The organism is Tenacibaculum aestuariivivum, from assembly GCF_964507685.1.
Lineage (GTDB): Bacteria > Bacteroidota > Bacteroidia > Flavobacteriales > Flavobacteriaceae > Polaribacter > Polaribacter aestuariivivum.
This window is the reverse complement of record NZ_OZ208414.1, coordinates 1,953,659-1,977,542: the sequence shown is the minus strand read 5'-3', so window position 1 is coordinate 1,977,542 and position 23,884 is coordinate 1,953,659. Positions and strand designations below refer to the sequence as shown.

General features: G+C 29.8%; 25 protein-coding genes. 7 read left to right on the top strand and 18 right to left on the bottom strand.

Translation table 11 applies throughout. The features are described from left to right. Positions 1 to 45: 45 nt before the first annotated feature. On the top strand, positions 46 to 927 hold the full coding sequence (era, locus tag ACN5J4_RS08835) for a GTPase Era (protein ID WP_418649643.1): 882 nt from the start codon (positions 46 to 48) through the stop codon (positions 925 to 927). On the opposite strand, the gene ACN5J4_RS08830 is transcribed toward era, so the two are convergent. Continuing rightward, positions 924 to 1,430 carry a GTP-binding protein gene (locus tag ACN5J4_RS08830; protein WP_418649642.1) on the bottom strand — a complete coding sequence of 169 codons (507 nt, stop codon included), beginning with the start codon at positions 1,428 to 1,430 and terminating at the stop codon, positions 924 to 926. The two genes, era and ACN5J4_RS08830, sit on opposite strands and share 4 nt — an antisense overlap. A gap of 102 nt (positions 1,431 to 1,532) precedes the next feature. Between ACN5J4_RS08830 and der the strand changes: the two genes are divergently transcribed. The 5 genes from der (at position 1,533) to ACN5J4_RS08805 (ending at position 6,288) form a co-directional block, all read left to right on the top strand. Next, positions 1,533 to 2,837: a ribosome biogenesis GTPase Der gene (gene der, locus ACN5J4_RS08825; protein WP_418649641.1), complete on the top strand. Its 1,305-nt coding sequence runs from the start codon at positions 1,533 to 1,535 to the stop codon at positions 2,835 to 2,837. A 318-nt stretch (positions 2,838 to 3,155) separates the two neighbouring features. Then, complete coding sequence (gene msrB / locus ACN5J4_RS08820; protein ID WP_418649640.1) at positions 3,156 to 3,614, top strand: peptide-methionine (R)-S-oxide reductase MsrB; 459 nt, start codon at positions 3,156 to 3,158, stop codon at positions 3,612 to 3,614. Further along, positions 3,604 to 4,143 carry a peptide-methionine (S)-S-oxide reductase MsrA gene (msrA, locus tag ACN5J4_RS08815; RefSeq protein ID WP_418649639.1) on the top strand — a complete coding sequence of 180 codons (540 nt, stop codon included), beginning with the start codon at positions 3,604 to 3,606 and terminating at the stop codon, positions 4,141 to 4,143. The genes msrB and msrA overlap by 11 nt, the downstream gene beginning before the upstream one ends. A gap of 38 nt (positions 4,144 to 4,181) precedes the next feature. After that, positions 4,182 to 5,747 (top strand): protein adenylyltransferase SelO, encoded by a 1,566-nt coding sequence (locus tag ACN5J4_RS08810; RefSeq protein ID WP_418649638.1) that lies wholly within the window; start codon positions 4,182 to 4,184, stop codon positions 5,745 to 5,747. 169 nt (positions 5,748 to 5,916) lie between these two features. Beyond that, positions 5,917 to 6,288: a DUF423 domain-containing protein gene (locus ACN5J4_RS08805; protein WP_418649637.1), complete on the top strand. Its 372-nt coding sequence runs from the start codon at positions 5,917 to 5,919 to the stop codon at positions 6,286 to 6,288. On the opposite strand, the gene ACN5J4_RS08800 is transcribed toward ACN5J4_RS08805, so the two are convergent. The 11 genes from ACN5J4_RS08800 to ACN5J4_RS08750 form a co-directional block, all read right to left on the bottom strand. Further along, the gene (locus ACN5J4_RS08800) at positions 6,281 to 6,478 is read right to left on the bottom strand and encodes a hypothetical protein (RefSeq protein ID WP_418649636.1); all 198 of its coding nucleotides are present in this window, start codon (positions 6,476 to 6,478) and stop codon (positions 6,281 to 6,283) included. The two genes, ACN5J4_RS08805 and ACN5J4_RS08800, sit on opposite strands and share 8 nt — an antisense overlap. Before the next feature lie 106 nt (positions 6,479 to 6,584). Beyond that, positions 6,585 to 7,127 (bottom strand): hypothetical protein, encoded by a 543-nt coding sequence (locus ACN5J4_RS08795; RefSeq protein WP_418649635.1) that lies wholly within the window; start codon positions 7,125 to 7,127, stop codon positions 6,585 to 6,587. Positions 7,128 to 7,141: 14 nt separating this feature from the next. After that, positions 7,142 to 7,945 carry a TPM domain-containing protein gene (locus tag ACN5J4_RS08790; RefSeq protein WP_418649634.1) on the bottom strand — a complete coding sequence of 268 codons (804 nt, stop codon included), beginning with the start codon at positions 7,943 to 7,945 and terminating at the stop codon, positions 7,142 to 7,144. Between the two features lie 6 nt (positions 7,946 to 7,951). Next, on the bottom strand, positions 7,952 to 8,392 hold the full coding sequence (locus ACN5J4_RS08785; RefSeq protein ID WP_418649633.1) for a TPM domain-containing protein: 441 nt from the start codon (positions 8,390 to 8,392) through the stop codon (positions 7,952 to 7,954). Positions 8,393 to 8,402: 10 nt separating this feature from the next. After that, positions 8,403 to 9,011, bottom strand: coding sequence for a LemA family protein (locus ACN5J4_RS08780; protein ID WP_418649632.1), 609 nt, complete (start codon positions 9,009 to 9,011; stop codon positions 8,403 to 8,405). 17 nt (positions 9,012 to 9,028) lie between these two features. After that, positions 9,029 to 9,358, bottom strand: a complete 330-nt coding sequence (locus tag ACN5J4_RS08775; protein ID WP_418649631.1) for a MerR family transcriptional regulator — start codon at positions 9,356 to 9,358, stop codon at positions 9,029 to 9,031. 17 nt (positions 9,359 to 9,375) lie between these two features. Beyond that, the gene (locus ACN5J4_RS08770) at positions 9,376 to 10,344 is read right to left on the bottom strand and encodes a M23 family metallopeptidase (protein ID WP_418649630.1); all 969 of its coding nucleotides are present in this window, start codon (positions 10,342 to 10,344) and stop codon (positions 9,376 to 9,378) included. A 205-nt stretch (positions 10,345 to 10,549) separates the two neighbouring features. Continuing rightward, positions 10,550 to 11,380 carry a hypothetical protein gene (locus ACN5J4_RS08765; protein ID WP_418649629.1) on the bottom strand — a complete coding sequence of 277 codons (831 nt, stop codon included), beginning with the start codon at positions 11,378 to 11,380 and terminating at the stop codon, positions 10,550 to 10,552. Between the two features lie 4 nt (positions 11,381 to 11,384). Next, positions 11,385 to 14,186 (bottom strand): carboxypeptidase-like regulatory domain-containing protein, encoded by a 2,802-nt coding sequence (locus ACN5J4_RS08760; RefSeq protein WP_418649628.1) that lies wholly within the window; start codon positions 14,184 to 14,186, stop codon positions 11,385 to 11,387. An 87-nt stretch (positions 14,187 to 14,273) separates the two neighbouring features. Then, a complete protein-coding gene (locus tag ACN5J4_RS08755) occupies positions 14,274 to 15,248 on the bottom strand; it encodes a FecR family protein (RefSeq protein WP_418649627.1) in 975 nt (324 codons plus the stop codon). A 53-nt stretch (positions 15,249 to 15,301) separates the two neighbouring features. After that, on the bottom strand, positions 15,302 to 15,802 hold the full coding sequence (locus ACN5J4_RS08750; RefSeq protein WP_418651156.1) for a sigma-70 family RNA polymerase sigma factor: 501 nt from the start codon (positions 15,800 to 15,802) through the stop codon (positions 15,302 to 15,304). Between the two features lie 246 nt (positions 15,803 to 16,048). On the opposite strand from ACN5J4_RS08750, the gene alaS reads away from it, so the two are divergent. Beyond that, entirely contained in the window at positions 16,049 to 18,676 is a 2,628-nt protein-coding gene (gene alaS / locus ACN5J4_RS08745; protein ID WP_418649626.1) for an alanine--tRNA ligase, read from the top strand. Between the two features lie 176 nt (positions 18,677 to 18,852). On the opposite strand, the gene ACN5J4_RS08740 is transcribed toward alaS, so the two are convergent. The 6 genes from ACN5J4_RS08740 to ACN5J4_RS08715 are packed head-to-tail and all read right to left on the bottom strand — an operon-like array spanning position 18,853 to position 23,851. Then, positions 18,853 to 20,139: a cryptochrome/photolyase family protein gene (locus ACN5J4_RS08740; protein ID WP_418649625.1), complete on the bottom strand. Its 1,287-nt coding sequence runs from the start codon at positions 20,137 to 20,139 to the stop codon at positions 18,853 to 18,855. Then, entirely contained in the window at positions 20,129 to 20,614 is a 486-nt protein-coding gene (locus ACN5J4_RS08735) for an SRPBCC family protein (RefSeq protein ID WP_418649624.1), read from the bottom strand. The genes ACN5J4_RS08740 and ACN5J4_RS08735 overlap by 11 nt, the downstream gene beginning before the upstream one ends. Continuing rightward, positions 20,615 to 21,130, bottom strand: coding sequence for a glutathione peroxidase (locus ACN5J4_RS08730; protein ID WP_418649623.1), 516 nt, complete (start codon positions 21,128 to 21,130; stop codon positions 20,615 to 20,617). Between the two features lie 51 nt (positions 21,131 to 21,181). Next, complete coding sequence (locus ACN5J4_RS08725) at positions 21,182 to 21,706, bottom strand: CIA30 family protein (protein ID WP_418649622.1); 525 nt, start codon at positions 21,704 to 21,706, stop codon at positions 21,182 to 21,184. Positions 21,707 to 21,716: 10 nt separating this feature from the next. Then, on the bottom strand, positions 21,717 to 22,394 hold the full coding sequence (locus ACN5J4_RS08720) for an SDR family NAD(P)-dependent oxidoreductase (protein ID WP_418649621.1): 678 nt from the start codon (positions 22,392 to 22,394) through the stop codon (positions 21,717 to 21,719). A 38-nt stretch (positions 22,395 to 22,432) separates the two neighbouring features. Continuing rightward, complete coding sequence (locus ACN5J4_RS08715) at positions 22,433 to 23,851, bottom strand: SDR family oxidoreductase (protein WP_418649620.1); 1,419 nt, start codon at positions 23,849 to 23,851, stop codon at positions 22,433 to 22,435. Positions 23,852 to 23,884 lie beyond the last annotated feature (33 nt).

Here is a 23,884-nt window from a genome sequence, read left to right as displayed (position 1 = left end):
CTATAAAAAAAACATTTTCTAATTCAAACAACTTATATTTGCCAAATGACACATAAAGCAGGATTTGTAAACATAATAGGAAACCCAAATGTTGGGAAATCAACTTTAATGAACGCATTAGTTGGTGAAAAATTATCAATCATTACTTCTAAAGCACAAACAACAAGACATCGTATTTTAGGAATTGTAAACGATGATAACCATCAAGTTATTTTTTCTGACACCCCAGGTATTATTAAACCTGCTTATGAATTACAACAATCTATGATGGATTTTGTAAAATCGGCTTTTGATGATGCTGATGTTTTAATATACATGGTTGAGGTAGGTGAAAAAGAACTTAAAAATGAGGCCTTTTTTAATAGAATTATTAATAGTAAAATTCCTGTAATATTATTATTAAATAAAATAGACAAATCTTCACAAAATGAAGTTGAAGAAAAAATAGAGTACTGGAAAAATAAAGTTCCTAATGCATTTGTCTATGTAATTTCTGCTTTAGAAAAATTTAATGTTGATTCAGTTTTTACTAAAATTATAGAATTACTTCCTGAAGCACCCGCATTTTACCCGAAAGATCAATTAACAGATAAACCTGAACGTTTTTTTGTAAACGAAAAAATACGCGAAAAAATTCTAACACATTATAAAAAAGAAATTCCATATTCGATAGAAGTAGAAACAGAAGAATTTTTTGAAGAAGAAAACATTATCAAAATCCGTTCTGTAATTATGGTAGAACGCGATACCCAAAAAGGAATTATTATAGGTCATAAAGGAGCCGCGCTTAAACGCGTAGGCACAGAGTCTCGTAAAGACTTAGAGTTCTTTTTTGACAAAAAAGTATTTCTAGAACTATACGTTAAGGTAAATAAAAATTGGCGTACTAACGACAAGCAGTTAAAACGTTTTGGCTATAAAGATTAATTGATATTCATTAACAATAGTTTTGTAAAATCCTTTAATTCATCCATCTGTTTTTTACCTACAGATTTACCCATTGACCCAACAAAATAAAGTACTATCCACAGTATAGGCAATACAACCAACATTACTATAGGTAGTACAGCTACTCTTTTTAAAGACCAATTACTATACGCCATAACTCCAAAAATCAAAAAAGCGGTAGCAACAACAAAGTGTAAGAACATAAAAAAGGTCCAAACTTGGGGTTTTGGACCAAATAACCCTTTAATTTTAGACGTTTTATCAGTTAATGACTCTACTTCTAATAAAAGCTGTGGCGACCAAAAATGAGTTTCACAAACAGGCACATCAATAACAACGTGATTGTCAATAATTTTCATTTTATACTTTAACTCATCAGATAAATGATTTTTTATTTCACTTAATAAAACATCAGAGTTCAATTCAAAATCAATTTGAAATCGAGGCTTTAAAAAAATTTGATTATATAATTGATCGTCCATACATAAAATAATTCTGCTACAATGTACTAAAAATACTATACTCTTTAAAATTACGCTTAAACTTAGTTACGTAAGTTGTATCTTTGCACAAATTTTCGCATAATGAGTAGTATTGTAGCCATTGTTGGAAGACCTAATGTAGGTAAATCCACTTTATTTAACCGTTTAGTACAACGCCGTGAAGCTATTGTTGATTCTGTAAGTGGGGTAACAAGAGATAGACATTACGGAAAGTCTGAATGGAACGGAAAAGAATTTTCGGTAATTGATACTGGTGGATATGTTGTCGGGTCTGATGATATTTTTGAAGGAGAAATACGCAAACAAGTTCAGTTAGCTATTGAAGAAGCTGATATTATTATTTTTGTAGTTGATGTTGAGCAAGGAATTACACCTATGGATGACGAAGTTGCAAAAATATTACGTCAAGTTAAAAAGCCTCTTTTTATGGCGGTAAATAAAGTAGACAATGCAATGCGTGATGCGGATGCCGTTGAATTTTATAACTTAGGTTTAGGTGAATATTATACTATATCATCAATAAATGGTAGTGGAACAGGTGAATTACTTGATGCTGTTGCCGAAGTTATACCTGAAGAAGAAGAGGTTGAAGTTAATGAACTTCCTCGTTTTGCTATAGTAGGTCGTCCTAATGCAGGTAAATCTTCTTTTATTAATGCTTTAATTGGTGAGGATAGGAATATTGTTACAAATATAGCGGGTACTACTAGAGATTCTATTGATACTAAATACAATCGATTTGGTTTTGAATTTAACTTAGTAGACACTGCTGGGATTCGTAAAAAATCAAAAGTAAAGGAAGATTTAGAGTTTTACTCAGTAATGCGTGCAGTACGTGCAATTGAACATTGTGATGTAGCTGTTTTGGTAGTAGATGCAACTCGTGATTTTGAAGGTCAAGATGAAAAAATATTTTGGCTAGCTGAAAAAAACAAAAAAGGTATTGTTATATTGGTTAATAAATGGGATTTGGTTGAAAAAGAAACCAATACTATGCGTGATTTTGAAGCTCAAATAAGAAGAAAAATTGCTCCTTTTACAGATGTACCTATTATATTTACTTCGGTATTAACAAAGCAACGTATTTTTAAAGCTATTGAAACGGCCGTTGAAGTTTTTGAGAACAGAAAACGCCGTATTCAAACTAGCAAGTTAAACGAAACGATGTTAGAAATTTTAGAACAAAATCCGCCACCTGCAACCAAAGGAAAATATATTAAAATTAAATACTGTATGCAGTTACCTACTTATACGCCTCAGTTTGCTTTTTTTGCAAACTTACCGCAATATGTTAGAGATCCGTACAGGCGTTATTTAGAAAATCAACTTCGTCAGCATTATAACTTTAATGGAGTACCTATTATAATTTATTTTAGACAAAAGTAAGTTTAACATAAACTAACTATTTAAAAGTAGTTTTTTCATTTTCTTTTTAAATTGATGTATCAATTTTTAAAAAGCGATTGAAAAAACTACTTTTTTTATACCTATAGCTTAAAATATATTATTTAAGTACTGTAATTTTTAAATGACTACAAAAATTATTAAAAGCCTAGCCCCGATTGTAGCATTTGTTTGAGCTCTCTTGCTTTTTTTTTGCAAGAAGCGAGTGCGAAAAGCGGGAAATAGCTACAAAAACAATAGCTGTTATTACTCAAATTATCCTTATTTTTAATAATTAATAATGAAACTATTATTTACTATATGCTTACTTGGAAAAAAATTATTCACTTTGCAGTAAATGGAAATCCAACACCAATAAAAAGAGTTGAAAAAACCGAAACTCAATGGAAAGAATTACTTACTGATGAACAGTTTAGAATTACCCGTTTAAAAGGAACTGAACGTCCTTTTTCAGGTGATTTATGTACCTCTTATGAGCAAGGAAAGTATACTTGTACTTGCTGTAACACACCTTTGTTTGATTCTACTATTAAATTTGATTCAAGTTCTGGCTGGCCTAGTTTTACCCAACCAATTGCCGAAAATGCCATTAAATATCATAGAGATAGTACTTTGGGAATGGTACGAGTAGAAGTTTTATGCAATACTTGTGATGCACATTTAGGACACGTTTTTCCTGATGGTCCTGAGCCTAGTGGTTTAAGATATTGCATAAATTCAGAATCAATGATTTTAGAAAAAATTAATAATGACAACTAAAAATTTACAAACAACTACTTTAGGCGGTGGATGTTTTTGGTGTACAGAAGCTGTTTTTCAAGAAGTCAAAGGTATTGAAAAAGTAGTATCGGGTTATGCTGGTGGCAATGTACCTGGGCATCCAACTTACCGTGAGGTTTGTTCTGGCCTAACAGGACATGCCGAAGTAATTCAACTTACTTTTGATGCTAATATTATTTCGTATCAAGATATTTTAATAATTTTTATGACCACTCACAATCCGACAACCTTAAATCAGCAAGGAGCGGATAAAGGAACTGAATATCGTTCTGTAATTTTTTATCATAACGAATCGCAAAAAGAAATTGCAGAAGTTGTTTTAACTGAAGTTGCCCCTTTTTATGAAGATAAAATTGTTACCGAAGTTAGTTCATATACTATTTTTTATGAGGCAGAAAAAGCACATCAAAATTATTACAGACAAAACCAAACACAAGGGTATTGTAGTTTTGTTATTTCGCCAAAATTAGCAACACTTCGAAAATTGCATGCTCATAAATTAAAGTAATTTACCGTAATTTTGTCAATCCATTTATCCAAACACAAATGAAGCTTAACATTCAAGATACTTTTACAAAAGAATTACCTGCCGATAAAATTTTAAAAAATACAAGAAGACAGGTTTTAGATGCTTGTTTTTCGTTTGTTGAACCTAAAAAAACAGCAAATCCGAAGTTACTTCATGTTTCCCAAGAGATGTTAACTGCAATTGGATTAACTAAAGAAGATGCAAAATCAGAAGATTTTGTAAACATTTTTACAGGAAATAAAGTCTTAGAAAACACACATCCATTTGCGATGTGTTATAGCGGACATCAATTTGGAAATTGGGCAGGGCAATTAGGTGATGGTAGAGCCATCAATTTAACTGAAGTTGTACATAATAACAAACGCTGGGCAATACAATTAAAAGGAGCTGGAGAAACTCCATACTCAAGAAATGCTGACGGATTAGCCGTTTTACGCTCATCAATAAGAGAATATTTATGTAGCGAAGCAATGTTTCATTTAGGTGTTCCAACAACTCGAGCTTTATCATTAAGTTTATCTGGCGATCAAGTATTAAGAGATATGCTATACAACGGAAATGCAGCCTATGAAAAAGGGGCAATTGTAAGCCGTTTAGCTCCTAGTTTTATTCGTTTTGGAAGTTTTGAAATTTTATCATCTAGAAAAAATTATCCTGCTTTAAAAACGTTAGCAGATTATACGATTGCTAATTTTTATCCTGAAATTAAATCCGAAGGAAAACAAAAATATCTTGATTTTTTAACCCAAATAAGAAACCGAACTCTTGAAATGATTGTCGATTGGCAACGTGTTGGTTTTGTTCATGGCGTTATGAATACCGACAATATGTCTATCCTCGGATTAACCATCGATTACGGTCCTTACGGATGGTTAGAAGGCTATGATGCTGGCTGGACACCAAATACAACTGACAATCAACACAAGCGATACCGCTTTGGAAATCAATCGCAAATTGGTGTTTGGAATTTATTTCAATTAGCAAATGCCCTGTTTCCACTTATTGAAGAAGCACCGCCTTTACAAGAAATTTTAGATGAATATGCTGATATTTACAATAAGCAACAATTAAAAATGATGAAATCGAAAATTGGTTTATTTTCTGAGGATGCGAATGATAAAGAATTAATTGGTCGTTTAGAAGAAACTTTACAATTAACGGAAACCGACATGACGCTTTTCTTTAGAAATTTAGCCCTAATTTCTTCAGATGATACTTTTGAAACTGCTTTCGATAAAATAAAAATTGCATTTTATACGATTATCGAAGTTAAAGGTGAAATCAAAAACCATTGGCAAAATTGGTTTAATCGTTACCTGAAAAGATTGCAACAAGAAACCTTATCTGATTCTACAAGAAAAGAAAAAATGAATGCCATAAATCCGAAATACGTATTGCGGAATTACATGGCACAATTAGCTATTGATGATGCTAACAATGGTAATTATAATTTAATTGATGAATTATATGAGTTGTTAAAAAACCCATACTCTGAACAACCAAAACATCAAAAATGGTTTGCAAAACGTCCAGAATGGGCTCGTAATAAAATTGGTTGCTCGGCTTTAAGCTGTAGTTCTTAACACATTATTTATAAAACACATTAACTGCTATTTCCTACTTTTTGCACTCGCTTCTTACAAAAAAAGCAAGAGAGCTCAAACAAATGCTACAATAGAGGCTATGCTTTTTTATAAAATTATGCTACTAAAATATAGCTTCAAAAAAATAAAAAAAATTAATAATAAAAAAATGATAACACAACAACTAGTACTAATATCAGGTGCTATATTCGGAGGTTTAGCAGTAATTTTTGGTGCATTTGGCGCACATGCTTTAAAAAAAATTTTATCAGATGATCAATTAAAATCGTTTGAAACAGGCGTAAAATATCAAATATATCACGCCCTTGTTTTATTATTTATTGGAAGTTCATTTTCCAATCCAAATCAGTTTATGAGTTTATCATTTATTATAGGAACTATTCTTTTTTCTTTTAGTATTTACGGATTAATTTTGTCAGACGCTAAAGGTAAAAAAATGAAATTCTTAGGTCCCGTAACACCATTAGGAGGTTTATTACTAGTAGCTGGTTGGATACAATTATTGCTAACTTTTATTTAAGCGAAAATTCATATAATTTACCACCTTTTGAATGTGCTTTTTCATCAGTAATATAAAGTGTCATATTATCTTTAAATGTGATACTTTCTTTTTGAGAAATATGTTCTAGTGAAAACTCTTTAACATCTCCAGAAAAAAAGTTGTCGCCAATAAAATTAGAAAACACAAAAACCGATTGATGATTTAACAAAGCTACTTTTTTTTCATCAGGTGATATTGTAGCACCCGTAATAACACTAGCTAAATTAGTACACGTTTTAAAAGTAGTAATATATTGTGCAATATGGTTTCCTTTTTTAGCAGGTATATGAGAAGCTTGTAACGCCGTAATTACCTTTAACTCTACTCTTGGTAAAAATGTATAAAAACCCGTTTTTATACACCAAACCTTCCGCGTCAAAAAAGCGATTTTTCTTTTTTGGTGGAAACTTTTTTTGAGCTGAATACCCAAATTTAATCGTAGTTACTTCAACAAGGTTTTTAACTAATAAATCTTGATACTTAATTTTAAGTATTCTTAATTTTTTTCGTTTATTATTATTGTTACCAAAGTCTGCAATATATAATTTCCCTTCCTTATCAGAAGTTATATCTTCCCAATCATTATTTTTAGCATTTACAGCTACTTTATTAACAATATCTCCCTTTTTATCAACTTTGTAAATAAAGGGTTTATTTCCGCCATCATTAAGCATCCATAACAAAGCTGTATTATTGTATTTTTCAATACCAGAAACCTCTTCTAAAGTTTTTGGTAAATTATTTATTAAAGTTAATTTACTATAATTTTCACAGCTAATCAATATAATAAATAGGCAAAATATTAATATTTTATTCATAAAAATATTTTCTTTTACCAGCTACCACCAGCTCCACCTCCACTAAAACCTCCACCACCAAAACCTCCACCGAAGCCACCGCCGCCAAAACCTCCACTAGAAGAGCCACCAAAGCCACCGCTACCAAAACCTCCACGACCGGCACTACTTAAAATTATGGTTTCTAAAAGGCTTCTTGAATCAGATTTTCTATAGCCTCTAGAACCATCATCGCCGTTTCCTTTATCACCTCGTGATATTATAATAAAAAATACAATTAAAATAACTACAAAAATAATAAAGCTCGGATCAAACGTATCCTTTTGTTTTCTAGTTCCCTTATATTGTCCATTTAATACTTTAAAAATTTCAGTTGCCCCATCATCTAACCCTGCATAAAAATTCCCTTGCTTAAAATGAGGAATTATAGCATTTCTTGTTATTTCACCAACAATCCCTGCTGTTAATTTATGCTCAACCCCATACCCAGGAGAAATCCATATTTTTCTATCATTTTTAGCTAATAATATAAAAACACCATTATCTTCTTTGGCTTGTCCAACACCCCATTTATGTGCCCATCTTGGTGTTAAAACACCAATACTCTCACCATTGGTACTATTTATAATAGCTACCACTATTTGTGTAGATGTAGTGTCAGAATATTGAATTAATTTATGCTCTAAAGTAATTTTTTGTGTTTCTGAAAGCAACCCAACATAGTCGTAAACACTAGTTTCCTCTTTAGGTTTTTCAGGAATTTTAAACCCCTGAGAAAATGCTACTTGAACAAATAACAATCCAATAACAAATAATAAAATATGTATAGCTTTTTTCAACCTAATTTACCCTTTAGATATTTCGTTAGACAATTCGTCTTTATCATTAACTTGCCATGGAAAATGACTTTTTAATTCTTCTCCAGCTTTTAAAATTCCGTTAACAATACCTTGTTTAAAATCACCTTTTTTAAAGTGATCTTGCATAACATTCTTTGTTGTATCCCAAAAATTTTCAGGCACCACGTTATTAATACCCTTATCACCATAAATAACAAATGTATGATCTTCAACGGCTACATAAATTAGAACCGCGTTTTGCTGTTTGGTATTAAACATTTTTAAAGATTTAAACACATCTAGTGTTCGTTTAAAAGCATCTTCTTTACCAGAAGATGCTTCTATATGAACTCTAATTTCACCAGAAGTATTTCGTTCAGCTTTTTTAATAGCTAAAATAATTTCCTGCTCTTCTTCTTTAGAAAGAAAATCTTCTACTTTAGACATTTAAAAATTATTACTTTTTAGAACCAAAATCAAATTTAATATCTGGTGCTTTATCTGCTCCTTCTTCTGATGCAAAATAAGGTTTCGCTTCAAAACCAAACCATCCTGCTAAAATTGAATTGGGAAATACTTTAACGTGATTATTATAAGGTTTTATAGCTTCGTTATAACGAGTTCTAACAGTAAGTATTTGATTTTCGGTACTTGCTAATTCATCTTGTAACTTTAAAAAATTCTGATTTGTTTTTAAATCAGGATAACGCTCTACGGTTACCAATAAACTTTTTAACGCGCCACTTAAACCTCCTTGAACTTTATTAAATTGTGCTAATTGCGCTGGTGTAATTTTAGATGGGTCAATATTTATAGATGTTGCTTTTGCTCTTGCTTCAATAACATCTACCAAGGTACTTTTTTCAAAATCAGCAGCCCCTTGTACTGTTTTAACTAAATTGCCAATTAAATCACTTCTTCGTTGATAAGCCGTTTCTACATTACCCCAAGCTTCAGCAATATTTTCATTTAACCTAATAGCTGTATTATTAAAACCTACAACCCACTTAAATACTGAGAATGCTACTATTGCAATAATAATTAAAGGCACTAACCATTTTTTCATAATTTTTGATTTTAATTTTATAATTGATTTTTAATTTTTTGTAAAGCTGCTTTTACAACCTCTAATCTACTAATAATTTCGTGATTATTTATAACATCTTCGGGGTTTCTCTTAAGCTTTTTTTTAGCCCCATCTAGAGTAAAACCTCTTTCTTTTACTAAATTAAATATTAGTTTAAAATTTTCAATATCCTCTTTCGTAAATAACCTATTTCCTTTTGCATTTTTTTTAGGCTTAATTACATCAAACTCTTGCTCCCAAAACCTAATTAGCGATACATTAACTCCAAATGCTTTAGAAACTTCTCCAATCTTATAATATCTCTTTTCAGGTAACTCTACATACATTTTGTGCCTAATTGTAATTAATCGTATGATTGTCCTTTTTGTTGTGATGCCTTTTGCATTGCTACAAATTCTTCTGGCGATAAATCTCCGTAATAATAATAAATAGGATTTACCGGTGTTCCATTTTTATGCACCTCGTAATGTAAATGTGGCGCTGCAGAACGGCCTGTATTACCTACATAACCAATTAAATCACCACGTTTTACTTTTTGCCCCTTTTTTGCTACTATTTTACTCATGTGAGCATAAATAGTTTCATACCCATAACCATGATCTATATACACCACTTTACCATAAGAAGAGCTACGGTGGGCTTTTTTAATTTTCCCATTACCTGATGCAAAAATAGGAGTACCTGTTGGTGAAGTAAAATCCATTCCATTATGCATTCTCCACGATTTTAAAATAGGATGTAATCGCATACCGTAACCAGAAGCCATTCTTTTTAAATCTTCATTTTTTACTGGTTGAATAGCTGGTATAGATGCCAACATTTTTTCTTTTTCTTTTGCTAAACTAACAATTTCATCTAACGACTTAGATTGTACTACCATTTGTTTAGACAAAATTTCTATTTGTTTAGTTACGTTGGTAATCATGGCACTATTTTTAAAGCCCTCTAAATGCTTATACCTGTTAACACCGCCAAAACCTGCTTTACGTTGTTCATCTGGTATTGGGTTTGCTTCAAAATAGGTTCTATAAATGTTATCATCTCTTTCTTGAAGTTCAGATAACCTTTCTGATAACATATCTAGTTCTTTAGACATCAACTCCGTGTGCAACTTAAAATTTTCAAGCTCTCTTTTCTGTGACCTTTCGTTAGGTGACATTAAAAACTGACTAAAACCTATAAAACCAAAGAAGGCTATTAATAAAATACCAACAATACCTAAAAAGGTTTTTTTATACTTTTCACTTTTTTTTGACTCTATTTTACGATATGATAACGTATCAGGATCGTAATAATATTTTACTTTCGCCATAATGCTAAATGTACTATTTTTATGTTCGTTGAACAAGCAACTTTATTAATGAAGTACTGATTGTAAACACACAAATTTACAAAATGTTTTAAAACTACTTCTAATTAGCTGTTTTTTAATGATTATTTAACAAAAATCTAAATAAAAAAGAACATTTTTTAAAGCGTCCCTTTTATTTAGATTTGTTTTTTTTAAAAAAAAGCTTTTAAAACTCTTGTTTTTTGATAGTTTTATTAAATAATCCGAAATAACCTAAAGCTCTTTTTCCTGTTGTTTTGTTGAAAATATTTCCTTCTAAATTAGCCGGTGGCCCGGAGAATAATTGTGAAAAAAAATCGTCTTCATCAACATCTTGTACCTCTGTTTGAGTTAGATAATTTCTAAAAAAATTATAATTTTTAAGACTTATATTTGAAATTTCTACTTCTACACTTTTTGCTGTATCTTCTATTTCAGTAAAAGCATCTTCATTTCCTTGAAATAAAACATCATTTTCAACAAAAAATTCAGTAAAAAGGAAATCTCCTTTTTCATTATAAAATTTATAGATTATCAAATAAAAATCTTTTTGAGTTACTGAAGAATCCTTAAAAGTTACTCGGGTATTTTCATTATTTATAGTGATGCTTTTTACCTCAACTTTTTCTTTAAATAATTCAGGAGATGATTCTAAAACAGTTCCATCTTCTAAAATTATTTTTACCCAATAATAATTATTTTCTATCGGATTAAATTTATTTTCTATTTCATACACGCCATTTTTTTCTGCCAAAATTAATAGGTCTGCAACTTTCTCTTTAGCCCCATCTGTTAATTTTGTATATAAAGAAACTCTTGCTGTATTTATTGGTTTTTTAGTAGTTACATCTACAGGTACAGTTTGTTGTATATCTACAAAAATTATATTATTTTTTGTCATGCCTCCTCTTATTATAACGTGAGGTTCATGTATATCATCCAACGGAATTGTTTCTGAGCAACTAAAAAAAGCAACCGTACTTATAGTCAATATGAATAATGTATATAGTAATTTCATTTTTTTAAAATTTAAAATTATATGTAACAAATGGTATTGGAGCTCCAAACATCGAAAATTGTTTTTTATTTAATGTTTTAGATATTCCTACATTTTGATTTTGCTTATTAGAAAAAGTGTAATAATTAGAAAAAGCATTTTTTCTTCCATAAATATTATAGACACCAAAACTCCAACTTCCCTGCCACTTTGAAGTTGTTTTTTTAACAGGTGTATATGTCAAAGAAACATCTAAACGATGTGTATTTTGCATTCTATAAGCATTTCTATCAGAATAGGTAAAAACAGTTTCATCTTGATTATCACCGTAAACACCTCTCCCTGTTATTATTGTAGTTGGTCTTCCTGATTGAAATGTAAAAAAAGTTCCCATAGTCCATTTATCGCTAAACTTATAGTTAGCCGTTGCGTTAAATATATGAGGCTTATCGTAATTTGATGAAAAATATGCGCCGTTATTTATATTTTCTGATGAAAACTCACTAACAGTTTTTCTTTTAGAAACCGAGTATGTATAATTTAAATTACCTGTTAGTTTTCCTTTTGTTTTATGTACCGAAAATTCTGTTCCGTAGGCATATCCTTTTGCAGGTAATAATTGAGTTTCTATATTTTTATTGATAAATAAATCGGCATTATTTACATACTCTACCAAGTTTTTAAAATCCTTATAATACCCTTCTACCGAAAAATTATAATTTCTATTTTTACTATCAAAAGCAAACCCAAAAGAATATTGATTTACCTCTAGTGGCTTTACATATTTCCCTGAAAGCTTCCAAACATCAAATGGTAGTGCAGCACTACTATTACTCATTAAATGTATATACTGATACATTTTATTGTACCCTATTTTTAATGATTTTCTATCATCAACATCAAATTTTAATGATAAACGAGGTTCAAAACCAGCATACTCCTTTATAGTTTCACCACTTTTATACTTCATTTGCCCCGTTACTGTACTTAGTGTTTTTGGAAGCCCTGAAACATATGAAGCTACCTCATACGGACCAAGATTTCTAAAGGTAGAATAACGCACTCCTAAATTTAGTGATAACTTATTCCATTTTTTTTCTAGTTCATAATACGGTGCTATTTCCAAGCCTTTTTCTACTGAAAAATCAATATCATTAACTCCTTTTTCAGTACTAGTTACTTTAGCGGGTGTAAATCTATAATACGTTCCATGTATTCCAAACCTCATTTTTGTATCTGGATTCAAGTAATAGGTGAAATCTGGTTTAAAAATATAGTTTTCTACGGATGATGTCCACTCAAATGAACTACCTGAATCTGTTTGTGAAGGACCTTCATTTTCAGCCGCTAATTTATATTTATAAGAACTATAAATTGTTGATACATTCATAAACAATTTACTAGAAAATATATGATTCCAGCGTAAACTTGTTGTAGCATTGTTCCATGAAAAATCTATTTTACCTGCAGGTTCTTTTTTGTCTTTTTGTGTTTTCTTATCATATACCGTTTCTTCTGTTGCTTTAAATTTCATTATATCTTGACCAAAATATCCTGATAAAAATAATTTATTATTATCATTTATATTCCATGCTAATTTTGTATTTAAATCATAAAAATACATTTTTTGTTTTTTCAAATCCTCTCCTGCTAATGGAAAAAACAAATCAAAATAAGTTCTACGTCCCGATACTAAAAAACTAAGCTTATCTTTTTTTATGGGGCCTTCTAAGGTTACTCTTGAAAATAACAAACCAACACCTCCTTCTCCTTTAAAAATTTTAGAGCTACCTTCTTTTTGTCTCATATCTAATACTGAAGAAGCTCTACCTCCAAAACGTGCAGGAATACCTCCCTTGTAAAATTTTATATCTTTTAAGGCATCGGCGTTAATTGCCGAAAAAAGCCCCCATAAATGAGATGAATTATACAATGGTGCTTCATCTAACAATAATAAATTCTGATCAATATTTCCACCTCTAACATTAAATCCACTAGCACCTTCCCCTACTGTACTAACGCCTGGTTGAGTTAAAATTGCTCTTGTAATATCTGGTTCACCAAAAAATGCAGGAAGCTTTTTTATTTCAGAAGCTTTCAAACTAGAAACGCCCGTTAAAATTGTTTTTAGTTGACTTTTACTAGTATTTATTGATTTTATAACAACTTCTTCTAAAGCATTTTCGGCTAAAGTTAACTCAAAATCTCTCTTAATATCTTTATTTAAAACAACCTCAAGTTGTTTACTTTTATAACCGATATAAGAAATTTCGACAACATAAATACCTTTTAAAAGTGTCATCGAATAGAAACCATATTCATTGGTAACCGTTCCCTTTAAAGGATTTTTCACAATTACATTTGCACCTAATAATGTTTCTCCAGTAGTTGCATCTTTTACGGCTCCACTAATAGTATATTTTTGTTGCTGTTTTTTTAAGATATCGTTTTGATAAATGTATTTTTCTTTAGATAAAATTATTAATGTATTTTTTACTTGATACTTTATTGATGTATTTTTAAACAATAATTTCATTACTTTGTTAACATTTTTATTAATTACGTTTATTGTAAATTTTTTCTGAATGTTAACTTCATCATTATTAAAAACAAAATTATAATTAGTTTGTTTTTCTATTTGATTTAAAATAACATCTAAACTTTTATTTTTATAATTAAGTGTTACGTTATTTTGAGAAAAAGTATTAGTTGCCGCTATTTGCAAGCAACAAAACAAAAAAATTGATAAGGTGAGTTTCATTAAAAACGAATGTTTTTTTGATACATTTTTTAACCCCAATGAGGTTATAAATTGTTTGTTTTTCATAGATTTGAATGTTGTTAAATGGTTTTGTTCAGTTAAAATTAAATTTATCAGCATTATTAAATAGGAGAATTGCCGTTCTCCTATTTTTTATTTTATAATCCAAGTGTTTTTTTGAGTATTAAAATGATACTCAAAAAGTTTTGTTATTTTTAATATTTCTAAAATTTCTCTTATAGGCATTGTTTTTTCAAAAGTTCCGGTAAATTTTACGTTTGCTATTTTTTCATTTTCAAAATGAAAATTCAAATTATATTGATTTTTAAAATCTGTTGCTATTTCTTTAAATGCTTTGTTCTTAAATTGAATTTTACCTTCTCTCCAAGAAATAGTATTCATTTTATTTGTTATAACAGATTTTAAAACTTGTTTATTTTTCTTCAGAATTCTTATTTTATCATTAGGTAACATTATCATTTTATTTTTTTTAGAATCTGTAGCACTAACCACTACTTTCCCTGTAAATAAAACGGTTTCATAATAATCACTTTCGTTATAATATTTAATATTAAAGCTAGTTCCTAAAGCTTTAACTATAACATTATCTGGAGTTTCTACCGTAAACGGATGCTTTTTATCTTTTGCTACTTCAAAAAAAGCTTCTCCTTCTAAACGGATGGTTCTTGGAGCATTCTCTTTATATGAAATTTTACTTGAAGCATTTAACCAAACAACAGATCCATCTGAAAGCGTTACTTCCTTTTGTTCTCCGTAAGTTGTTGCTATATGTATTTCTTTAGATTGTGTTATAAAATAGGTGAAAAAAGAAGTACTTAATACTATTATTACTGCCGCAGCATATTTAAAGAAAAGCTTTTTAAAGTTATTTTTCTTTTCCCTACTTTCTATCTTTTTGAAAAAGGCGGTTTTATTCTTTTCTATATTAGGTGTAGCTACACTAATATTTTCTTTAGTAATTTGATTGATTTTTTTTATTTTCTCAAATAATTGTTCATCATATTCTGTTGAGTTTTTCCATCGCTCAACCTTAGCTTTAATGGCAACACTTGCTGTGTTTGATATATAAGCCCAAAGGTCTGTTTCTTCAATTTTGTCTCGCTTCATAATAATATGAGATTTATTATAAAACGTTTCTAAACAACAAGTACCCTATTTTTTTATAAAAAATTCACTAATTCTTTTCTAAAAACTTGCAAAGCCTTTGAAATATGAGCTTCTACAGTTTTTATTGATATATTTTTGATAGATGCTATTTCGGCATAAGTATGCCCTTTATCTCTTGAAAGCTTAAATATTTCAATTGTTTTTTGAGGAAGTAACGTATATACTTCTTCTATTGTTTTTTGTAAATCCCATTCATTATTTATTTCTTCTTCAATATCTTTATTTAAAACATACAGATTTAAATGTTTATTTTTTACGTTTTCTTTTCTAAAATGATCTACAATTTTATTTTTTAACGTTATAATTAAAAAAGATTCTATAGATCGATGATTTATTTTCATAGAATCTATATTTTCCCATAGTTTTATAAAAGTCTCTTGTAATAAATCATTTGATATACTTTCATCCTTTACTATTTTTATCACATAATTATATAATCTTTCATAGTGTGTATCAAACAACGCTGAAAAATCTACCTTTTCTTTTAATTTCATCAATTTTTTATGCTAAAAATTCATTTAATACGTTCTTTTAAATACATTTAAATAAAATTCATTTTATCTTATTTTTATTCAAGCTGATTAAAAAACATTTTGCTTTGATACTACTAAATATCTTATTTTTGTCTTTTTCAATTAAGTAATAAAATACTTAGCAACTAATATAATAACTATTTTAAAACTACTTCTAATTAGCTGTTTTTTAATGATTATTTAACAAAATTTTCGAGCTCAAAACATATGAAATCTCAAGAAATAAGATCAAAATTTTTAGAATTCTATAAATCTAAAAATCATGCTATTGTTCCGTCTTCACCAATGGTGTTAAAGAATGATCCTACTTTAATGTTTGTAAATGCAGGTATGGTTCCTTTTAAAGAATATTTTTTAGGACAGAAAAAAATAGTTGATGCTAGAGTTGCTGATTCTCAAAAATGTTTACGTGTTTCTGGAAAACATAACGATTTAGAAGAAGTTGGAAAAGACACCTATCACCACACATTATTTGAAATGCTTGGAAATTGGAGTTTTGGCGATTACTTTAAAAAAGAAGCAATTGCTTGGGCTTGGGAATTACTTACCGAAGTTTATAAAATAGATAAAGACATTTTATATGTTACTATTTTTGAAGGTGATGAAAAAGAAGGCTTAGAAAAAGATACAGAAGCATATGATATTTGGAAACAATATATTGCTGAAGACCGTATTTTATTAGGAAATAAAAAAGATAATTTCTGGGAAATGGGCGCACAAGGACCTTGTGGGCCTTGTTCTGAAATTCATATTGATATTCGCTCTGCAGAAGAAAAAGCAAAAGTTTCGGGAGCATCTTTGGTAAATTTAGACCATCCGCATGTGGTAGAAGTTTGGAACTTAGTTTTTATGCAATTCAACCGTAAAGCTGATGGAAGTTTAGATAATTTACCTAAAAAACATATCGATACTGGTATGGGATTTGAACGTTTATGTATGGCGTTACAAGGCGTACAATCTAATTATGATACCGATGTTTTTACTCCGATTATTAGAGAAATAGAAACTATTACAAACGTAAAGTATGAAAATACTGAAAATTTAAATGAAGAAACAGACATCGCAATTCGTGTAATTGCCGACCACGTTCGTGCCGTAGCATTTTCTATTGCCGATGGACAATTACCAAGTAATACTGGTGCTGGTTATGTTATCCGAAGAATATTAAGAAGAGCTATTCGTTACGGATTTACATTCTTAAATCAAAAAGAACCTTTTATATATAAATTAGTTGCCACTTTAAGCGACCAAATGGGCGATGCTTTTCCTGAAATAAAAGCACAAGAACAATTAGCTAAAAATGTTATTAAAGAAGAAGAACAATCGTTCTTAAAAACATTAGAGCAAGGTTTATTATTACTAGATACTATGACAGCTAATGCTGGAAACAAAGTAATTTCTGGTAAAAAAGTATTTGAATTAAAAGACACGTATGGTTTTCCTGAAGATTTAACAGCCTTAGTTTTATCCGAAAAAGGATTAAATTATAATAAAGAAGAATATCAAGAAGCTTTAAAACAACAACAAAACCGAGGAAGAGCTGCAACAGCTATTGAAACTGACGATTGGAATGTTTTAATTGAAGATGATGAAGAGGAATTTATTGGGTACGATACTTTAACTGCTGATGTTAAATTAACGCGATACAGAAAAGTAACCACTAAAAAAGATGGTGAACAATATCAATTAGTTTTTAACATGACTCCTTTTTATCCTGAAGGTGGTGGACAAGTTGGTGATGTTGGGCATATTGAAACGTCTAACGGAGATTTAATTTATGTTGTAAATACAAAAAAAGAAAACAACTTAATTATTCACTATACTAAAACTTTACCTTCTAATTTAACAGAAAGGTTTAAAGCTGTAGTAAATAAAAATAGTAGAAATTTATCTGCAAGTAATCATACTGCTACGCATTTATTACATCAAGCATTACGTACAATTTTAGGAACTCATGTTGAGCAAAAAGGTTCGTTAGTTAGCCCAAAACATTTACGTTTCGATTTTTCTCATTTCTCTAAAGTAACTTCGGATGAATTACAAGAAATTGAAGATTTTGTAAATGCTCGTATTCGTGAAAATCTTTCTTTAATTGAAAGAAGAAATATTCCGATGCAACAAGCTATTAATGAAGGGGCTATTGCTTTATTTGGCGAAAAATATGGAGATGCCGTAAGAGCCATTAAATTTGGTCAATCAATGGAATTATGTGGAGGAACTCACGTACCACAAACTGGTGATATTTGGTATTTTAAAATAAAATCAGAAGGCGCTGTTGCTTCAGGAATTAGAAGAATTGAAGCAATTACAAATGTAGCTGTTGGTGATTATTTTGAAGATATTGAACGCAACTTTACTGATATAAAACAATTATTTAAAAATCCTAAAGATGTTGTAAAATCGGTAACTAATTTACAAGACGAAAACACTGCTTTAAAAAAGCAAATTGAGCAGTTACTTAAAGAAAAGGCTGAAAATTTATCTGGTGAATTAAGAAATCAATTGCAAGAAATAAACGGTGTTCAGTTTTTAGCGACTAAAGTTGCTTTAGATGCCAACGGAATTAAAAATTTAGCATTTGCTTTAGGAAAAGATTTTAAAAATTTATTCTTATTCTTTGCTTCTTCTGAAAAAGCAGATAAAGCAATGTTAACTTGTTATATTTCGAAAGAATTAGTTGAAGAACGTGGTTATGATGCAGGAAAAGTTGTTAGAGAATTAGGAAAATTAATCAACGGTGGCGGTGGTGGTCAAAAATTTTATGCTACTGCTGGTGGTAAAAATCCTAACGGAATTGAAAAAGCCATAGAAGGTGCTAAAGAATATATTGTTTAATGACAATATTAAAAAAGATAGCAAAAAATTCTAGCCCCGATTGAAGCATTTGTTTGAGCTCCTTTTTTGATTTTTCTTCAAAAAAGAGCGAGTGCGGAAAGCGGGAAATTGCTTCAAATAAAAATAATATTAAAAAGGTTCAAAGATTTAATTCTTTGAACCTTTTTATTTTGTAATTAATTTAAGGCTTCTTTATAAGTCGAAATTGCTCTTTCTCGGGCAAACTTATGTTCAACCATTGGCTGTGGATAGGTTAATTCATCAAAATTTTCAATCCATTTTCGAATGTATTGTAAGTCTTTATCGAACTTTTTTAATTGTGCTTCAGGATTAAAAACTCTAAAGTATGGCGCAGCATCACAACCTGTTCCTGCTGCCCATTGCCAATTTCCGTTGTTTGCCGACAAATCATAATCTAATAGTTTTTCGGCAAAATACGCTTCACCCCAACGCCAATCAATTAACAAATGTTTGCATAAAAAACCTGCCGTAATCATGCGTACCCGATTGTGCATATACCCTGTTTTATTTAACTGTCGCATGCCTGCATCAACCATCGGATACCCAGTTTCGCCTTTACACCATTTTTTAAATTCGGCTTCGTTATTTCTCCACGGAACGGCATCGTATTTTTGCTTAAAATTATTCGTAACCACTTTCGGAAAATGAAATAATACTTGCATAAAAAACTCTCGCCAAATCAGTTCGTTTAAAAAAGTAGCATTGGTTTTTAAAGCAAATTGCACCATTTTACGAACACTTACCAATCCGAAACGGAAATAGGGCGATAAATATGATGTTTTATCGATAAAAGGAAAATCTCGAACTTCATCGTAATTCGTTAGATTTGATAAATTATAAGGCTGTACTTTTATACTACTTTCATTAAATCCTATTGATTTTAAAGAAGGAATTTCTGATGTAAATTGATGAAAATTATCAAAATTTATTTCAAAATCTTTTAAATCTTCTTCGGCATTAAATTTCTGTAACCACTTATTTTTATAGGGCGTATAAACTGTATATGGCAATCCGTCATTTTTGGTAACCTCAGCTTCTTCAAAAATAACTTGGTCTTTATAACTTAAAAAATCAATACTTTTTGATTTCAAAAATTGACAAATTTCTGCATCTCTTTGTAAGGCATACGGTTCGTAATCTTTATTTGTATAAACTGCTGAAATATCAAATTCTGATGTTATTGTTTTCAATACTTCAAGAGGATTTCCTTTTTTTATCAATAAAGATGAACCAACTGCTTTTAAATCGGTATCTAATTGCTCTAATGTTTGATAAATAAATGAAACTCGGGCATCGTTTTCTGGTAGTTTATCTAAAATTTCTTCATCAAAAATAAATATTGGCAGTACTTTATTTGATGAATTTAAAGCATTAAATAAAGCTACGTTATCTTCTAAACGCAAATCTCTACGAAACCAAAATATCGCGACTTTATTTGCCATTAAACATTTTTTCTAAAATTATAAATCGATATTCAAAAATACTTGTTAATTGTTTTTTGATAAAAAGAGCTTGTGCTATATGTCCTAAAAAACCGAACGGTATTTTATAGGAAATTTTATCTTTCATTAGCGTATTTCCGTTTGGCAAGGCTTCAAAAAAATGTTCGTGATGCCACATTGAATAAGGTCCGAAACGTTGCTCATCAATAAAAAAAGCTTGTTCTTTTACTTGCGTTATTTCTGTTACCCAATTTGTTTTTACAAACGGAACTGGTGCTACTTTATATGTGATTATTTGTCCTGGATAGGCTTTTTTATCAACTTTTGAGGTAATATTAAAACCCATTGATTTTGGGGTAATATTCGCTAAATTTTCTGGTGATGAAAAATAATCCCACGCTTTTGCTAACGGCATTTTTAATTCTTGTGCTGTTTCTAGCGTATAAATTCCTGAGTGTTTTTTAAAATTCATCATTTATAAAAGGCTTGTTATTTTAGTACTCATTGGTTTTGTAATTGAATAGAAAACATCAATTAATCTTCCTTCTTCGTCAACTAAATATTTTTGAAAATTCCATTTTACAGACGAATCCATTTTTGCATTTTTTTCTTTTTCTGTTAACCATTGATATAACGGATGTTTGTCAACTCCTTTAACGGCTATTTTTTCGGTTAATGGAAAATCGACTCCAAAATTTAATTTACAAAATGATTTTATTTCTGATGCTTCACCAGGTTCTTGTTCTCCAAATTGATTACACGGCAAACCGATGACTACTAATTTATCAGTATATTTTGATGATAATTCTTGTAATCCATCATATTGCTTGGTAAATCCACATTTAGAGGCAACATTCACAAATAATATTTTTTTACCTTTATATTGATTTAAATCTAATCTTTTTCCATCAATTCCTTTAATTTCTATATCGTATAAAGGTTGATTAGGAGTTACTATTTCTGAATTTGATAAAAAACTAAATAATGTCATAAGTAGTATTATTGATAAAGTTATAAGTAAAGTTATTTTAACTATTTTCATTTACTGAAGCGTTATTTTTTCTATTGATACATTAAATTTTTCGTTCTTTTTGTTACCTATCAGAATTGCTATTTCTGAAATGGTAGTTGCTGAATAATTTGGTACATCAACTAAATTACCTCTAGACGAAGCATAAAACTTATGTAAAGGCAAAACAATTTCTGTTGATTTATTAGTAGTTTCAAACGGTTGAACATACCAAAAACGCTGGTCTTCTTTGGCTTTTATTCTAAACTGATAATTTTTACCATCGCCTTTTAACTTTATAACTAGATTTGTTTTTTTATCATCAAAATTAATAGCGATAGGTAATCTTGTCATTGCAAAACCACCATTATTATCTAAAGAAACAGCTCCTGAAAAAACAAGTTGTTTATCGTTATTCAATTTCATAGATGATGTCGATACTCCTCCCATAACATCATCATTTGTGATAATCCAGTTTTGGGGAATTGTATTTTTATCAAAAATTATTACCTCATCATTCATACATAAAAAAATAGTGAATAAAATTAGCCATTTCATTCGAGTACAATTATAATTTTACACTTACAATTCCTGCATCCATAGGAATAATTTGCCCTGTTATTGAACTTGCATCGTTTGATAATAAATAACTAGCCAAACCTGCTACTTCTTGTGGTGTTAAATATTTTTTTAGCGGATGCCTGTCTTGCATACTCTCTTGTTGCTTTTCGTTTCTTAATAAACGCTTTGCAAGTGGCGTATCTGTTACAGTTGGAGCAATAGCATTAAAACGAATTTTAGTTACATACTCTGCCGCTAACGATTTTGTTAAGCCTTCAACAGCCGATTTACTCGTAGCAATACTTGCATGAAAAGGCATTCCTAAAGCAGAAGCAACTGTACTAAATAAGACCACGCTTCCGTTATTTTTTGCCAAACTAGTTTCGTATGCTTTTAAAGTATTGATTGCGCCTATAACATTTATTTCAAAATCAGTTTTAAAATCAGCAACTTTAAGTCGCGTAAATGATTTTAAATTGATACTTCCTGGGCAATAAACCAATCCATTAATATTTTCTAAAACTGGTAGTTCATCATTTAAAACATCACATGAATAATGCGTTACATTTTCGTGTTCTTCGGGTACTGTTCTACTTATATTGATGATTTTATGTGTATATTTTAATTTATTTACAATAGCTTTTCCGATACCCGAGCTACCTCCTACTACTACAATTTTTTTCATATTTTATATATTTATGATTCGCTATTTATTATTTAAAGCTACTTTTTTACCAAAGCATTTATCATTCCTTTAAAAACAAAAGCATGAAACGGTAAAACGGAATACCAATACAATCGTCCTAAAACCCCTTTGGGTCTGAAAACTGCTTTTTGATGTAAAGTATCATTTACTATTTTGAACTCTAACCAAGCTTCTCCTGGTAATTTCATTTCAGCAAATAACAAAAGTCTTTTTTCTTTTTTATCAGCCAATAAAACACGCCAAAAATCTAACGGATCACCAGCTTCTAAAGATGTATTATGTGTTCTTCCTCTACGCAAGCCAACTCCTCCGAAAATTTTATCAGCATAACCTCTTATTTTCCATAACCAATTAAAACTATACCAACCATTTTTTCCTCCAATTGACCAAATTTTATCAAGGGTAAAAGCATCATCAGTAACTTTTACAGTACGCTCATCAATAAAACAACCGTATTGTGGTATTTGAATATAATCCGATAATTGAGCTTGAAAAACACCACTACTAATAGCATCTTTCCAACTTGATATTACCGCATTTTGTTCTATTCGTTGAAAAGCTAAATCGACCGATTCTTTATAAGAAATAGGCGATATATTTAAAATTTGATTAATATTACTCGATTTTGCTATTACCTCAACTTTCATACTATCCACCAAAGCTTGTGCTAAATTAAAAGATGTAGAAGTTACAAAATACAACCAATATGATGATAATTTTGGCGTTAAAAGTGGTAGTGTTAAAATGTAACGTTTAAAGCCTCTTACTTCTGAAAATTGCAAAAGCATTTCTTTATAAGTAAGCACTTCTGTACCACAAATATCAAAGGATTTGTTATACAATTTTTCATTTCCAACGGCACGTTCTAAAAAAGTTAATACATCTCTAATTGCAATTGGTTGCGATTTTGTATTCAACCATTTTGGCGTAACCATTACGGGTAACTTTTCAACAATATCTCTAATAATTTCAAAGGATGCACTACCGCTTCCAACAATAATTCCTGCTCTAAAAGTGGTAAGTGCATATTTTTTTGAAGCTAAATTTTTCTCTACCTGAAAACGAGAAGCCAAATGCTTAGACAAAGAACTATCATTTACAATACCACTTAAATAAATGACTTGTTTACAGTTTGTTTTTTCGACAATATTTTTAAAATTCTTAGCGCAAGTTTGCTCTAAATCTTCAAAATTAGTAGCATCCGTAGCCATTGAATGAATTAAATAATACGCAACATTAATATCCGAAGGAAAAACAATTTGTTCGATTTGTAAAAAATCAACTTTTATAAACGAGATATTCTCTTTATGTTCTATTTCATCTGGAATTCGTTTTAAATCACGGACACAACATATTAATTCATGACCTGCATCTAACAATTTTAACACCAATCTTTTTGCAATATATCCTGTTGTTCCTGTGATTAAAATTTTCATTTTCTTGATGTTTTACATACTTATTAATTTATA